We start from the raw sequence: 15,020 nt of genomic DNA on the forward strand, positions 1-15,020 counted from the left end.
AAGTCCTACAAGGATGCGCAGGCGGCTTCTGCGATTCGGGCATAGCGCAAGACAAAACTTCGATAGTCCGATTTCCACAATTCCCATTCCTGGGAGTTCTCGGGGTAAATGTGTTGCCTCCACTCTCCATCTTCGGTCTCATCTAACCAAACATGGGGTTTCAAAAACACCTTGAAGCCTTTTTCGCGAATTTGCCCAATACGCCATATCCAGGCGGAATCCCGACGTTGCAGCTCTTTTTCGTCTCCGTAATGGTGGGTAATCTTACCACTACTGACCACCTTCTGAAATCCCCAAGGCACCAAAGTCACCCACTCCACATTAAGAGCCTTGACCTGGGCTAAACCACCGGTGTCTCTTAGCCGAAACACATGGGCTCCCCTTTGCTTATCAGAAGGCTCCACTGCACCCACGGAGGGGTTGACGGCTACCATGTCCCTGGTTCTGAATTCATCCACTTGGTAGTCGTAGCTGGCGCGCAAATAGAGCGGATTAAATTCTTTATCTGTGAAGTAACTCTTGCGCTTCTTATTCAAATACAGCCCCGTCTCTGACTCGGTTTCTTCGTTGATGATCAAACTGATCCGCTCTTGGTGGACCACTCCGGTCGCCGCCAAGCGTTGGCTTTCTTTATCAATAAAGTAGTACCATACATCCCCGTTTTCTTCTTCCGGATAGACGACTTTGAGCTCGAAGACTTCCACCCCATTAAACAGGGTTCGCTCACGCCCCAGTTGTATATGCGCTGCCTCACCCAGGAGCTTTCTGGGCTGCCAGAATACATAGTGCGCTCCATCCAGACTTCTTTGGGTGCCTTCCAAACGAAGACTATCTGTAATCGGTTTTCCGTTTTCGGTGAGAGACAAGCCTTTTCGCGAGCGGGTCGCCTGGTAGGTCATGTTATTTTCTTCCCAGCTCATCTGGGTAATACCCGCTGTAAAATCCAGGGTGTGTAACTGAGTAACTTCCTTTTCGAGCTGCCCTTCTTCCGTAAAGAGCTGAATTTTTTTGGTGTACGATAAATAGCTCACCTTATCCCAACTCTCGACTCCTCCGTGCGCTTCCATCAGGCGGTTGAGCATGTCTTCTATCAAGACTTCGTCAAGGCCTTTTTTCTGTTGGCAGCTTACAAAAACGACAAGGGCGATCAAGCCCCATAAAACACGGACTTTCTTCATGCCTCGTTCTGATTCTGTTTTTTCCACCGCCAGGCATCAAATGCTCCCCAAAGGAGAGACATCACCAAAAAGAAAAAGAAGGATTTGGCCCAATCAATCCCTTTACCATCATAGACATCCCAAAGAGTCATCCAGGCGGTAAAGGAAAAGCCCCAGAGCAGAGCGGGCAGAATGACTTGTTTCACCAAACGGGGATTCCTCTTGTGTTTCATCCAATCAAAATACGGATTCCTTACCTTAGAACCATGCTCAAAGCGGTCCCAGCACAATATTGTCGTTGCTGTTTTACTCATTCAGTTGGTTTATGAGGCAACAGCAGCGAATACCGTTCGCAATCTCCAAAACCAGGTCATGACCAATAATCTTCTTTTTAGAGTCGAATAGGCTTGTATGCTAATAAGTGATCAACCACCTCTTCAACGGTGGGGTTGTACTTCGATAGATCATCTCTTCTGGAATTAAAATTTTCGGGGTAATAGAAACGTGAGCAGCCCGCAGGATCTAGAACATTTTCATTGAAAAGCAGACACAAAGCGTTCAGTTCTTCTTCCGAATCGGCTTCGCAATTGACTATTCGTTTCCCAAGTGCTATCAGTTCATCTCTATTCATCATAATCTAAAGCATCAATTCCATTCGAATATTACACCGCTCATAAGGGGAATCCTTAGGGACGGGTATTTCTTTAAAACCCACCTTCTTATACAAAGTAATCGCAGGAGTCAAGATGGTATTGGAGTCCAGAAAAAGACGTCTAGAACCGAGCTCCGCCGCAAAATGGATGCAGGCATACATCAACTTTTGCCCCACGCGCTGCCCAAGATATTCTTCCGAAACCGCCATCTTCGAAAGTTCAAAAGTGTCTTCTCCTCGGGCGATCAAGGCTACGGTGCCGGCCACTGCTCCGTCGATCAGGGCAAGGTAAATATGCCCTCCCGGATCCAAAATATAAGTACGTGGATCACCCAGTACCTTCTTGTCGTATTCCTCGATATAGAAGTACTTTTCTAACCAAGCAAAATTCAACCGGCCAAAATCTTCCCGGTATTGGTCTTCAAAAGAAATAATCTTCACGCTTGCTTCCATGCTTTAAAAATGCAATTTCATTCCTTCATGGGAAGCTACAAAACCGAGTTTCTGATAAAACTTCAGCGCTTCCGGCCGCTTTTTATCGGTGGTGAGTTGCAATAAGTGCGCCCCCTTTTCTTTGGAACGGGCAATGGCCCACTCGAACATTTCCTGACCCAGACCCTGTCCGCGCACACTCTCTTTTAGGCGTACACCTTCGATCTGCGCCCGCAGACCACCTTGGTAGGTCAGGTACTGCAAAAAGGAAAGTTGAAAGCAGCCAATCACTTCACCCTCTTCTGATTTGACCGTCCACAACTCCTGGTTCGAGTCTTGGTCTATACGCTGAAATGCCGATTGGTATTTTTGATGAAGATCCGGCGCTAACCCTTCTCTCTGACTACCCAAGGGATCGGCTGCCAATAAGTCCACAATGGCTTGCACATCGGATTCCAGGGCTTGTTCGTATCGCGTAATCATACTTCTAAACGTCTGTTGCGTGCTCTTAAAATCACCGACCGAAAAATATTGATGGGGAACATGAATTGTCCAAGCAGAAAAATGAGCACAACAAGTGAGATCCGCTCCATTTGTCTTTCATAAGCATCAAATAAAGGCATCACAGCTTGGAGATCAGATACAATCGGATCATTGAAGGTCCAGAAAAGACAAAGAAATAGGCTTCCCAAGCTAAGGGCTATGTGTAGCCATACCATTCCGCGATGCAAGGGGTAAATATACCGGTCAACCAAGGTGTAAAATGTCCAAAGGCCAAAGAGTATAAAAACCGACAATACAATCATGCTCGCATGGTCGACCACCAAACAACTATCGTGTATGTTTAGATCAAAAGACCAATCCTGCTCAAAACCTAAACCAAATATCAAGATCCCCAAAGTGGCGATGAAAAAGAATGTATGGGGTTTTATTTGCATCCTTGACAACCTAAGCGAGTAGTTGATCTAAATTTTCCTGCAATGGAATATCGGTGAGGCGCTCACCCGTCAGTCTTCGAATCGCGTTCCCAATTGCGGCCGCGATCGGACCCAAAGGCGGTTCTCCGACCGGTAAGGGGATGTCAGCACCCTGCACCAAATCCACCACAATTTCTTTGGGAGCGTGCTTCATCAAAGCCATGCGGTAAGGACCATAAATAGTAGGAAACAGTTCCCCATCCCTAAGGGTCATGCGTTCAAAAAGGGAGGCACTCATCCCCATAATAATAGATCCTTCGCACTGGGCTCGGACCTGATCCGGATTAACCGCAACGCCACAATCCAGAACACAGGTGACTTTGTGAACCACAATTTGCCCTTCCTCTATCGACACTTCCACCACATGGGCCGAGGGCACATTGGTATCGGTAGATGCTGCAAACCCCATCGCCCTGCCGTTGGTAAAAGTGTCGCTGTAAGCGCCCACTTCGGCAGCTCTTTCGATGACTTTTTTCAATCGTCCATGCATACCTTCATCCCCCAGCACCTGGGTTCTAAACTCCACCGGGTTCTTTTTGGCTTTTAGCGCCATTTCATCCACAAAGCTTTCAATGGCGAAGGTGTTGGCCAAGAGCCCGAGACTTCTCCACCAACTGGTTGCAAAGGGCAAAGTAGTATGCCATTGGACGGCCCGGTGATTCGGAATTCCATTGTACATCACATTTCCTCCGCGCATGGCCCCGATATCGGTACCTAATATTTTGGTTGCCGTATTGGCTAGGGCAATAGCCGAATTCGCAGAAACATCCCCACTGGCGTAGTGGTGCTCTAAACTGTCGAGGTAACCCTCGGCATTGAGCTTTCCTTTAACGGTATGGTAGGTCGGAGGTCGAAAGGTATCATGCTGAAACTCTTCTTTCCGTGAAAACTGATACTTGACCGGTTTGCCCGCTGCCTTCGCCAATTGAGCGGCAATGATCGCGTGGGAAGTATCTAAACGTCGACCAAACCCTCCCCCGAGGAAGGTGGGTACCACATTGATTTGTTCTTCCTTCATATCCATGGCGTCGCTCAGTTGAGTACGCGTGATCCCCGGAACCTGGGTCGACAAGACCACGGTCAATCCCTTGTCATCAAAATAGGCCAAGGCACCGTTAGGCTCGATCTGAGCGTGAGCTCCCATAGGAGAAGAAAAACTCAGGCTTACAACGCCTTCCTCATCATCATCGAGCGCACTCCCTTCCTTTTGGGTAATCATGCGTTTGCCTTTTCCGACTTGCAACATGTCCTGGAGATCTTCTTCTGACCACTTCTTCGGAATGTCCCACTCGACCTCCAATTTGGTCTCGGCCATCAGGGCTTCGGGATAGGAATCCGCCAAGACGGCCACCCAGTTCTCCCCTTCCACCACCTGAACAAAGCCCGGCATGGATTCTACACCGGTACTGGTATAGCTCTTGTATTTGGCGCCCACCACTGAAGGACGGATGACTGCAGCGTGCACCATGCCTTCCTTCTGAGCGTCCAAGCCAAAAATGGGATCACCAAAGACCTTGGCATCCAAATCGACACGAGGCACCGGCTTCCCAATATGCTTATAACTCTTGAGCTCCTTTAATTCTGGCGTATGCGGCACCTCCCACTTCTCTACTTTAGAGGCGATTTCGGCATAGGACCAGCTTTGATTTCCGGCCGTGACATAGCCCTCCTCAGCAGTAAGGGAGGAAACTTCTTGACCACTTTGACTTGCGGCCTCTTTAATAAGCATCATCCTCATGGTCGCTGCTAATTCACGCAGAGGTTGCCACAAACCGGCCACGGAAAGACTTCCTCCGGTGCTGAGTCCATCCACAACCCCGGTCGCTGTCTCGGCCGCAATGACTTCTACCTGATCCATCCGCAAATGCATCTCGTCGGCGATCATTTGAGCAAAACTGGTAAAGGACCCCTGGCCCATTTCGACCTTGGGCGAATGAAAAAGTACTTTGTTGTCTTTTGTTAGTTCAAACCAAAGCTGAGGCTCGGTACCCGAACCACTGTACATGGGCGGAGCGGTCTCAGCAAAATCCATGATGGTTCTTCTCAGGGGATTCCGAAACAAGACGGTACCCACAGCCATAACCCCTACGGTTCCCAGTCCGCCCCGGACCAAAAACTTTCTTCTCGATATCTTCTTCTTTCCGGCCATGGCTTATTCTTTGGTTGAATTATTCGCCAATTCGGCGGCTTGGTGGATGGCTTTCCGCATGCGGTAATAGGTTCCGCACCGGCATACATTAATAATGTTCTGATCGATGTCCTCGTCCGTAGGGTTTGGAATTTTCTCGAGTAGAGCTGCGGTGGCCATCATAAATCCGGGCTGGCAGTAACCGCATTGTGGGACTACCTGATCCTTCCAGGCTTGTTGAACCGGATGCGGATTTTCTTTGGTTCCCAAGCCTTCGATGGTCGTGACTTGGGCGCCTTCCGCAAATTTTACTGCATAGCTGCAGGAACGAACAGCTTCTCCATTCACGTGAAGAGTACAGGCACCGCAAGCGGCTTTTCCGCAACCGAATTTGGTTCCTTTTAAATCGAGAATATCCCGCACTACCCACAACAAAGGGGTATAGGGATCAGCCACTTCGACCGTTTGGTCCTGGCCATTAATAGTAAATGAAATTTTCATAGTCTTTTTATTCGGCGGCCGGAATGACGGCGCCTTGTTCGAACCACGCCTTGACCACGCGGATGTATTCTTCCTTACTCAATGGAGGGGTTTCTCTGGGGTTGCCCTGAGCGTCTACTCCAGGTTCCCAAGCCCAAAGCACCAGTTCATGTTCCGTGAGGTGGTGCATCACCTCGTCTGGGGTTCGGCCTCCATTGCGCTTGGGGTCCATCATGGACTCTGCAATTTCTATGGGGCTCAGGCCTTCCCACTTCATACTCGAGGGCGCCAAACTCCATTCAGGAGCTCCGGGCACCCCTGAGTAGGTATTGTTCTCTGCCTGGTGACAACTGGCGCAATTGGTCGCGGCAAAGCCATGGCTGTCTTGCTTTCCGTTAATCCCAAAGTTGTGTGGGTGGCTGTCTTCCCCTTGTTTGGGGACCCCGTCATTCGGATGGCAATTCACGCATCGGCGGTGGGTGAGCACCGACATCATCTTATCGAAATTTTCTCTTTCGACTACTGGAGGTTCTTCTACAACCTCCATGGTGGACTTTGGGCGATTCCAATGCATCGCAAAAAGCACCCCAGCACAGAATAAAAAGAGGGTAAATAATCGTGCTTTCATATGGGTTGGCTATTTAGGATTTAGCCGAAAAATTTTCCTCTAACAAGTTAAGAAAGAATTCATCAGAATAAAATATTCGGTATAATTCTGCTTAAGTACTGGTGGTCAGAAATGTAAATTCCATGTTAATAAAAGTGTTAAGAACATGAAATAAAAAAGAGTAGGAGAAACCAAATATCGGAGGAACTTTATAGTCCGTTTCGTTTCGATTCAAATCTCAATTTCATGGAGCTAACACATATTATCAAAAGGGATTTTGACACTCAACCCTTTGAGTTGGACAAAATCACGAATGCCATTATGAAGGCCATGACGGCCGTTGAAGAGGGTAATTTAGGAGATGCCGAAGAAATTAGTAAACAGGTTTTCAGCGTATTACAAGATCGCAAAAACCAGGATGCTGATTACATGCCCACCGTAGAAGAAGTGCAAGATGTGGTAGAAGACAAGTTGATGGCCAGTGCGTTCCACTCTGCTGCGAAGGCTTACATTCTGTACCGAAACAAACAAGCGTTGAGCCGCAAGAGTGACATCTTCGAAAAGCGCATCAACCTGAAGCCATACGAGTACGCACAGCTCTACGAATACGTCCCTGCGATTCGTCACTCGTATTGGATCCATACGGAGTTTAATTTTACCAGTGACATCCAAGATTTCAAAACACGTTTGAACGAAACAGAAAAATCAGCCATCAAAAACACCATGCTGGCGATTTCTCAAATCGAGGTGGCCGTCAAGTCCTTTTGGGGAGACATTTATCAAAAAATGCCCAAGCCAGAAATCGGTGCTGTAGGAGCCACTTTTGCAGAAAGTGAAGTCCGCCACGCTGACGCCTATTCTCACCTACTCGAAATCCTCGGTCTAAACCGCGAATTCGAAAGCCTGAAAAAGAAGCCGGTCATCATGAAGCGTGTCAAGTACCTGGAGACTGCGCTTAAAAATGCCAAAAGCGATGACCGCAAGGAGTACGCAGAAGCCATTCTACTCTTTTCTGTATTCATCGAGCATGTTTCTCTTTTCTCTCAGTTCCTGATCATCATGGCTTTTAACAAGCACAAAAACATGCTGAAAGGAATTTCGAATGTGGTAGAAGCGACTTCGAAGGAAGAGCAGATCCACGGAGATTTTGGAATCGACGTGATCAAGATCATTCAGGAAGAGCACCCAGAGTGGTTCACCAAAGAGTACAACGAAATGATTCAGGAAATGTGCCGCAAAGCCTTTGACGCCGAAAGCCAAATCATCGATTGGATTTTCGAAGAGGGCGAACTGGACTTCCTGCCAAAGAATTTGATTAACGAGTTCATTAAGAACCGTTTCAACCGCTCACTCCAGAGCATAGGGATAGATCCGATTTTTGAAACCGATGCCACCCTACTTCAAGAAACGGAATGGTTTAACGATGAAATCATCGGCACCAAGCACGGTGACTTCTTCGTCAAACGATCTATCAATTACAGCAAGAGAACCCAAAGTATAACCAGTGATGACCTGTTTTAGAAAATGAAAGACCAAAGCCTGAAAAAGCCACAAACACTAACCGAAGAAGTAAACAACGGAGAAGCACTCGTAAAAGCCCGAAAAGAAGGGATGCGAGAACGCCAAGAGGAACCTCAAAAAGAAGCTTTCCAATGGTTGAATGAAAACAGCCGGAAGTTTTTGGCCTCAGGGTACCTGAAAAAAGGTGTCTCTCCGGAAGAACGAATTCGTGAAGTGGCTGATCGGGCCGAAGAAATCCTCGGTATCCCAGGATACTCAGACAAATTCTACGGATATATGTCGGAAGGTTTCTTCTCTTTAGCATCACCAGTATGGTCCAATTTTGGACGTGAACGAGGATTGCCTATCAGTTGTTTCGGTTCCCACATCGACGACGATATGGGAAACATTCTGTACACCCAATCAGAAGTGGGAATGATGTCAAAGTTGGGGGGCGGTACTTCCGGTTACTTTGGTAAAATCCGTCATCGCGGAGCTGCCGTTAAGAACAACGGTGAAGCTTCTGGTTCTGTTCACATTATGCAACTCTTTGAATCCATGGTTGACGTCGTTAGTCAGGGATCTGTTCGCCGTGGTCGTTTCTCCCCTTACCTTCCGATCGATCACCAGGACATCATGGAATTCTTGGAAATCGGAACAGAAGGAAATCCAATTCAGCAACTGACTCACGGGGTTACCGTTTCTGATCAGTGGATGCAAGAGATGATCGATGGAGACGTTGACAAGCGTAAAGTATGGGCCAAGGTACTGCAGTGCCGTGGTGAAATGGGCTACCCTTACGTCTTCTTTAGCGACAACGCGAACAAAGGGAAACCAGACGTCTACAAAGACAAAAACAACACCATCTACGCCAGTAACCTCTGTACAGAAATCATGTTGCCTTCTAACGAAGACTGGTCGTTTGTCTGTGTACTTTCTTCCATCAACGTCTTGCACTACGATAAGTGGAAAGACACCGACGCGGTTGAAACCATGGTACACTTCCTGGATGCTGTTATCACAGAGTTTCTGGAAAAACTAGAGCGCTACCGCGATTCTGAGAACCGCGACGATCGCCAGACATTCTTGTTTATGGAGCGCGCCTACAACTTCGCAAAAGACAACAGAGCCCTGGGTCTTGGGGTACTTGGATGGCACTCCCTACTTCAATCCAAGCGTCTAGCTTTCAACAGCCAAGAAGCCTACGATTTGAACAACGAAATCTTTAGAGAAATCAAAGAGCGTTCTTACAAAGCATCTGAAGCATTGGCCGAGCGTTTCGAAGAGCCTGCTATGCTCAAAGGATACGGAAGAAGAAATGCGACGTTGAATGCTGTGGCACCTACCACTTCCTCCGCCTTCATCCTCGGGCAGGTTTCACAGGGGATTGAACCCATCTGGTCCAATGTCTACGTGAAGGATATTGCAAAAATCAAAACCACCATCAAGAATCCTTTCCTTCAGGAACTCCTTGAAGAAAAGGGACAGGATACGCCCGAAGTTTGGACCAGCATCCGCGATATGGACGGATCAGTTCAACACTTGGATTTCTTGACCGATCAAGAAAAGGATGTGTTCAGAACCTACTCTGAGATCGATCAACTCGATATCGTTTACCAAGCGGCTAACCGCCAAAACCATATCGACCAAGGACAGTCTGTAAACATCATTGTTCACCCGGACATGCCGATCAAAGAAATCAACCACATCCATGTATCGGCTTGGAAGTTGGGGCTTAAATCCCTCTACTACCAGCACAGCATGAACGCAGCGCAGAAGTTCAAGCAGAAAAAAGACTGCGCGAGCTGCGAAGCGTAAACAACTATTTTACTACTAACTCGAAGAGAAGGGCTTTCCAAAAGAAATTTAGGGAAGCCTTTCTTCGTTTAAGGTATTAACGCACAGACCAGTGTATGTGGTCCTGGTGTCCTCCCACAGGATGGTTGGGATTGAGTTTGCCCGTTTCTTTGGCATATTTAGTTTTGAGAAAAGGCCCAAAATTCTCCCGGGTATAGGGATGGTTCAGCATGGCCGCCTGCAGGTATTGGATTCTGTCCGATAAAAAGATCTCATCCAGGGCATAAGGCTGTCCTTCGACCCGAATATAATCGCTGTCGCGTAGTTGGCTTCTGTAATCCAAACTGGCCAATAACTCCTTTAGTTTTTCGCGTTGCTGCGAAGAAAAGTGGTTGTAAATCATTCGCTGGCCATTGACCTCACTGATATCGATTGCCTCTTTACGCGAATGGTTGCTTGTAGGCGAGTGTTTACCGTTTGTACTAGCGCTGATATACAATCTTCGAATCGGAGGGATAGAGTCTCTTAAAAGAGCTGCATTGGCTTCCTCCAAAACTTCCCTTAAAGCCTGCACCAATTTTGAAGACACCTCTTGATTGGCCGAAACCATATCAGCTGAGCGCCCAAATTCCAGTTTTACGCGATCTCCTGATTGCAAGATGATGGGCAATTCAAAAAAGCGAAACTTCCTGGTGGGAACGCGCGCGTCCTTATCGGGAATATTATCGCTAAGGACCTGCTTTTCTTCATCAAACTCAACACCCTCGCTTTGGTTTTCGAAATAGGTGTTGACGAATTGATCGTACTGCTGTTTTTCCATCAGGTAGCCCAACTGAAAAGTGGGAACAACTTCAACACTTTTGAAAGGAGAAAAAATATCGGAAGTGGTCTGTTTATACTGGGCGCGGGCCTGCTGCAAAATAGAATCTCTATTCTGGGCACTCAGGTTTGAGTTCAATAAAAAAGCCGTCGCAAAGAGGAAAAGAGCTGTTTTTTTCATGGTCTGCTTCTAACTAGCGTCCCCAAAATAGCAGGATTCCTTAACTTCCCCAAGATCAACCGATAAGAAAATGACTTTCTCTTCACTCCTTCGTACCTCTTTTTCTCTTTTGTTGGGCCTACTTTTAGGGGCCTTTTCACCCCTTCATGCACAGCGCGATTTCGCCAAGCATTCCGCTTCTGAAAACAGTCGGGGTATCGCCCTTGTGGTTGCTAACCAGGCCTATGAGACCGGAAAACTCAAAGGTGTGGTCGATTATGGTGAAAAAATGAAGCAAACCCTCTTTGACCAGGGTTTTGATGTGATGAGCGGTTACGACCTAGGTCGAACCGATATGCTTCGTCTGATCAGTGATTTCGGAAAAGCCATGGGAGATTACGATTTTGCATTGATCTACTACAACGGCCACGGCATACAGTTTGACAATGAAGACTACCTCATGCCTGTCAGCGCCAGTATCGCGGAAGATAACCCCACCCTGATGAAGGAGGCCAATGTTGGGCTGCTCAGCTTATTGGAGCTCACGACGATTAAAAAGAACAACCGCAAATTGCCTATTCCTCGAGTAATCATTTACGACGCCTGCCGAAACAACCCGTTCTGGAAGAATCTATACAGCACCTATAAGTCCACGGGAGGAATTGGCTTAAAAAAGGCAACGCTGGGGGTCAACACCATAACCGTCTATTCCACCTTTGAGAATACCCGTGTAAGCGCGAACAATCCTTTTACCGATTTCTTTAGCGCCAACCTAAGCAAAGGAGGGTGCATCAGCGACATCATCAACCGCACTGCCGCCGAGGTGTTTGCTAAAAACCAAAAACAAATCGTAGAACCCAAAGGGGTGATCATTGAGGGGGAAGTGTGTATAGACAGTCAGAAGGTGGTCATCAGAGACCCGGATCAACCGGCACCAACACCTATCCCCCCAGTTAAGCGAGGTCAGCAAAAAAGAACACCACTGCAAAAAGCCAATGCCTACTACGAGGTGAACGACTTTATCGACGCCCTCTACTGGTATAAAGAATCAGCTAAGTCTGGAAATGCCGAAGCCCTCTTCAAAGTGGGGTATATGTACCGTTGGGGAATGGGCTTGACACGCGACATGAACGAAAGTGCCAAATGGTTCGAAAAAGCCGCCGCTCTCGGACAGGCTGACGCCATGTTGGAACTCGGTATCAGTTACCGTTTTATAGGGCTGGGAACCGGTTACGATCCGGCCAAATCCTATGAGTGGCTAACCAAAGCAGCCGATGCAGGTATTGTTGAAGCAGAGTATGAACTGGGCGTCAATTACGCTATTGGAATTGGGGTGCAAAAGGACGAAGCCAATGCCGCCTATTGGTATCGCAAGGCGGCCCGTGCCGGGAATCCTTTAGCCATGGCCAACTTAGCAGGTCTCTACCGGGAAGGCCGAGGTCTTCCACAGGATTATGCCCAAGCCTTAAGTTGGTACCAAAAATCAGCCGACGCCGGGCATGAGTGGGGAATGAACGGACTGGGAATACTCTATGAAAATGGCTGGGGAGTCCCTAAAAATGCCGACAAGGCCAAAGATTGGTATGAACAATCGGCCGAAAAAGGCTTCTATGAGGCCCAGTACCGTCTCGGAATGCTCTACCGCAATGGTCAACTCGGTGCACCGGACGAAAAAAACGCTCTTTACTGGCTCAAAATCGCCTGCAACAACAACAGCATGGAGGCCTGTCGGGCCCTCAAGGATTAAACCGCGCCATCCATGACCCTCTTCCAACCGCTTAGGCGGATCATCTGACCGCTCCTCATAAAGTGGTAACAGCTTTTTTGGTTGCGCTTCTAATGAAGAAAATCAAACATCATTTTCCTCAGGAGAAAAACAATCAAATTGGCGCTTCTTTTGATCAGCGCATGGGCCGGAAGCGCCAATCTTTATGCCCAAAAAACACCGATTACCAGTGCGGACCAATTGGCCCGCAGAACCTATGAAGTCAACAGCCTTGAACTACTTCCAATTCTAAGACCCTTTTAGCCGGCCTTTGATAGAAAAACAGTGACCTGTGAACGAAATTTGAACTGCTCACATGTATATTTCTTTATCTTCAAGCGATCAACTAGTTCAATAACATCACTCTAGCATGTTCGTCGGTCATTACGCAGCAGCTTTTGCTTTAAAAGGAAAAGAACCATCGGTTTCGCTTGGAATGCTTTTTATTGGTGTACAGCTTGTCGACATCTTCTTTTTTCCTTTCGCCTTATACGGTATTGAATCCCTTCATTTTGAAGACAGCCACAACCAGGTGAACAATTTTGTCATGGAGTTTCCCTATACCCATGGCCTGCTCGCTTCCATTGTTTGGTCCTTGGCCTTTATACTCCTGTACCTGATTTGGCCTTCCAAAAAGAAAAAAACCTCCCGCATCGCCCTCTTTTTAGGACTATCGGTGGTTTCGCATTGGTTTGTAGACCTCTTGGTTCACACACCGGATCTACCGCTGGTGCACGGTGATCCCAAATACGGATTTGGGCTCTGGCAAAACAAACACATGGCCTTTTCGGCAGAGCTTTCGCTCCTGGTTGTTTGCTGGTGCTATTACTTCTTTAAAAGTCAAGCTAAATCAAAGTCCCGGCAGTTCTTTATGGTGCTCTTTTTGTTGTTCTTAATCGCTGTCAACACCTTAAATTTTTACGTACTTCCTGCCTCCGAAAATCTGGAAGAACTGACCATAAATGCCCTGGCCGCTTACTTCATTTTGGCCCTACTTGCAGGGGCTTTTGATTTAAAGCGTAAGGAAAAGAAGCCTGCCACTACTTAAATGGAGCATAAGCGAATATCCATGAAATACCGTTTTACCCTGGCCCTTCTCGGTCTACTTCTTTTAGCCGCTTGCCAAACTGGACCATCCTATACCTCAGACGAATGGGTTGACCAAAGTATTCAAGCTCATGGCCTGGACCAATGGAATGGACAGATCATCGCCTTTGATTTTAGGGATCACCATTACACCTTATGGCGACAAAATGGTCAATACGAATACACACGCTTTAAAGTAGACGGAAAAAAGGCTACACTCGATCGACTCAATAGCGCTGGAGATTTTAGTCGTACCATCAATGATCTGGCGGTGAATGTCCCAGACAGTTTGCAAGTCAAATACAGTGAATCCATCAATTCTGTGGGGTATTTTTTCGCCCTCCCGCTACCTCTTAAGGATAAGGCGGTGATTAAAGAAAATGGAGCCTGATCACTATCGGGGGGAAGCAATACCAGACCCTTAACATCCGGTTTAATCAGGAAGGGGGCGGAACTGATTTTGAGGACGAGTTCCGTTATTGGATCAATACAGAGACTCTCTTGGTGGACTTTTTGGCTTATCAGTATGCAACCGATGGTGGGGGTGTTCGGTTCCGAGAGGCCACTGCCCGTACCGAAGCATCAGGAATGGTGTTTCAGAATTACAAGAATTTCAAGCCAGAAGAAAAATCCACTCCCCTAGACAGTCTTCCGTCCCTTTGGGAAAAAGAAGAACTGATTCTACTTTCAGAAATCAACAATACCGCTATTCAGGTAATTCCTCGCTAGTATACAGCAAGGATCCTCGTCCTGTGTAGAAGGCTGTTACTCCAAAAAGAACAATCAGACTCACTTCCACAAAAATCAGAAACATTCTTATTCGCGTTTGTTGCTGTAATTGCCTGAAGACATTCTCTGATTCAAGAGCTGGTGTAATAATCCAGTTTTCTCCTGTTGCCCAAAAATGACCTGGGGTTGCAATTAAAATGGGTAAAAATGGCAAGAGCAAGGCCAGCAGTAAAATGAGGTACCCATTACTAGATAAGAAAATGATGTTGGTTAAAGAGTTATCAAAACGATTAAGAAGCACTCGCGGTAAGTAGATCGCAAATACAAATATAGCCAGAAGGCTTAAGAAGTAATTGATGGGCTCCACCACCAAATAAGTATCACCAAACTGGATGTCTGGTACTTGATCATATAGCCTGGGTGTACTTAAAAACCGTGAGCCAAAAAGTCCGGAATAGGCCACGAGTGTTAGTACTGTAGAGACAATAAGCCAAATAATTTCTCTGCGATGTTTGCGTCCCATAATGTTGAGTGCTTAAAGACTAAAGGTATGAATGTAAATTTTCTTTACTGCATATTCCTTGCAGCCAATCCTGACAAATTTGGGCATAAACCAAAAAATATCTTTTAACTATTTTGAAAGGATTTAACAAATAACGTCCTCAGTTGAATTCTTTACTGATTCGTTAAGAATTGTGGGTAAAATGAATTTTCCTATTTATAAAATATCA

Annotated in this window: 18 protein-coding genes; 7 read left to right on the plus strand and 11 right to left on the minus strand. The window is 46.9% G+C overall.

Annotation, left to right across the window (positions count from 1 at the left end; translation table 11 throughout):
* Positions 1-5 precede the first annotated feature (5 nt).
* The 9 genes from BST99_RS10690 to BST99_RS10730 all read right to left on the minus strand — a co-directional run bounded on the left by BST99_RS10690 (position 6) and on the right by BST99_RS10730 (position 6,454).
* The gene (locus tag BST99_RS10690; protein WP_146106275.1) at positions 6-1,178 is read right to left on the minus strand and encodes a DUF6503 family protein; all 1,173 of its coding nucleotides are present in this window, start codon (positions 1,176-1,178) and stop codon (positions 6-8) included.
* Complete coding sequence (locus BST99_RS10695; RefSeq protein ID WP_146106276.1) at positions 1,175-1,471, minus strand: hypothetical protein; 297 nt, start codon at positions 1,469-1,471, stop codon at positions 1,175-1,177. Before BST99_RS10695 ends, BST99_RS10690 begins: the two co-directional genes overlap by 4 nt.
* A 77-nt stretch (positions 1,472-1,548) precedes the next feature.
* A complete protein-coding gene (locus BST99_RS10700) occupies positions 1,549-1,791 on the minus strand; it encodes a colicin immunity protein (RefSeq protein WP_245916244.1) in 243 nt (80 codons plus the stop codon).
* Positions 1,792-1,794: 3 nt separating this feature from the next.
* Entirely contained in the window at positions 1,795-2,262 is a 468-nt protein-coding gene (locus BST99_RS10705; protein ID WP_105001800.1) for a GNAT family N-acetyltransferase, read from the minus strand.
* A 3-nt stretch (positions 2,263-2,265) separates the two neighbouring features.
* Positions 2,266-2,724, minus strand: coding sequence for a GNAT family N-acetyltransferase (locus tag BST99_RS10710; protein ID WP_105001801.1), 459 nt, complete (start codon positions 2,722-2,724; stop codon positions 2,266-2,268).
* A complete protein-coding gene (locus tag BST99_RS10715; RefSeq protein ID WP_105001802.1) occupies positions 2,721-3,179 on the minus strand; it encodes a hypothetical protein in 459 nt (152 codons plus the stop codon). Before BST99_RS10715 ends, BST99_RS10710 begins: the two co-directional genes overlap by 4 nt.
* 10 nt (positions 3,180-3,189) lie before the next feature.
* Positions 3,190-5,367 carry a xanthine dehydrogenase family protein molybdopterin-binding subunit gene (locus BST99_RS10720; protein WP_105001803.1) on the minus strand — a complete coding sequence of 726 codons (2,178 nt, stop codon included), beginning with the start codon at positions 5,365-5,367 and terminating at the stop codon, positions 3,190-3,192.
* A gap of 3 nt (positions 5,368-5,370) precedes the next feature.
* Positions 5,371-5,847 carry a (2Fe-2S)-binding protein gene (locus BST99_RS10725; protein ID WP_105001804.1) on the minus strand — a complete coding sequence of 159 codons (477 nt, stop codon included), beginning with the start codon at positions 5,845-5,847 and terminating at the stop codon, positions 5,371-5,373.
* 7 nt (positions 5,848-5,854) lie between these two features.
* On the minus strand, positions 5,855-6,454 hold the full coding sequence (locus BST99_RS10730) for a c-type cytochrome (protein WP_105001805.1): 600 nt from the start codon (positions 6,452-6,454) through the stop codon (positions 5,855-5,857).
* Between the two features lie 225 nt (positions 6,455-6,679).
* On the opposite strand from BST99_RS10730, the gene BST99_RS10735 reads away from it, so the two are divergent.
* Both BST99_RS10735 and BST99_RS10740 read left to right on the plus strand, forming a co-directional pair.
* Positions 6,680-7,954, plus strand: a complete 1,275-nt coding sequence (locus tag BST99_RS10735) for a ribonucleotide-diphosphate reductase subunit beta (RefSeq protein ID WP_105001806.1) — start codon at positions 6,680-6,682, stop codon at positions 7,952-7,954.
* A gap of 3 nt (positions 7,955-7,957) precedes the next feature.
* Complete coding sequence (locus BST99_RS10740) at positions 7,958-9,751, plus strand: ribonucleoside-diphosphate reductase subunit alpha (RefSeq protein WP_105001807.1); 1,794 nt, start codon at positions 7,958-7,960, stop codon at positions 9,749-9,751.
* Positions 9,752-9,827: 76 nt separating this feature from the next.
* Here the strand turns inward: BST99_RS10740 and BST99_RS10745 are convergent, their stop codons facing one another.
* Positions 9,828-10,730: a hypothetical protein gene (locus BST99_RS10745; RefSeq protein WP_105001808.1), complete on the minus strand. Its 903-nt coding sequence runs from the start codon at positions 10,728-10,730 to the stop codon at positions 9,828-9,830.
* 70 nt (positions 10,731-10,800) lie between these two features.
* Between BST99_RS10745 and BST99_RS10750 the strand changes: the two genes are divergently transcribed.
* The 5 genes from BST99_RS10750 (at position 10,801) to BST99_RS10765 (ending at position 14,289) form a co-directional block, all read left to right on the plus strand.
* Positions 10,801-12,456, plus strand: a complete 1,656-nt coding sequence (locus BST99_RS10750) for a caspase family protein (protein ID WP_105001809.1) — start codon at positions 10,801-10,803, stop codon at positions 12,454-12,456.
* Positions 12,457-12,594: 138 nt separating this feature from the next.
* Entirely contained in the window at positions 12,595-12,738 is a 144-nt protein-coding gene (locus BST99_RS14385) for a hypothetical protein (RefSeq protein ID WP_181044211.1), read from the plus strand.
* Between the two features lie 106 nt (positions 12,739-12,844).
* Positions 12,845-13,522 (plus strand): metal-dependent hydrolase, encoded by a 678-nt coding sequence (locus BST99_RS10755; protein ID WP_105001810.1) that lies wholly within the window; start codon positions 12,845-12,847, stop codon positions 13,520-13,522.
* Between the two features lie 21 nt (positions 13,523-13,543).
* Entirely contained in the window at positions 13,544-13,951 is a 408-nt protein-coding gene (locus BST99_RS10760; RefSeq protein WP_146106277.1) for a DUF6503 family protein, read from the plus strand.
* Between the two features lie 5 nt (positions 13,952-13,956).
* On the plus strand, positions 13,957-14,289 hold the full coding sequence (locus tag BST99_RS10765; protein WP_317046188.1) for a DUF6503 family protein: 333 nt from the start codon (positions 13,957-13,959) through the stop codon (positions 14,287-14,289).
* Here BST99_RS10765 and BST99_RS10770 read toward each other — a convergent pair.
* Entirely contained in the window at positions 14,267-14,812 is a 546-nt protein-coding gene (locus tag BST99_RS10770; RefSeq protein ID WP_105001813.1) for a hypothetical protein, read from the minus strand. The two genes, BST99_RS10765 and BST99_RS10770, sit on opposite strands and share 23 nt — an antisense overlap.
* Between the last annotated feature and the right edge of the window lie 208 nt (positions 14,813-15,020).

The sequence above is a fragment of the Aureicoccus marinus genome, from assembly GCF_002954325.1.
Taxonomy (GTDB): domain Bacteria; phylum Bacteroidota; class Bacteroidia; order Flavobacteriales; family Flavobacteriaceae; genus Aureicoccus; species Aureicoccus marinus.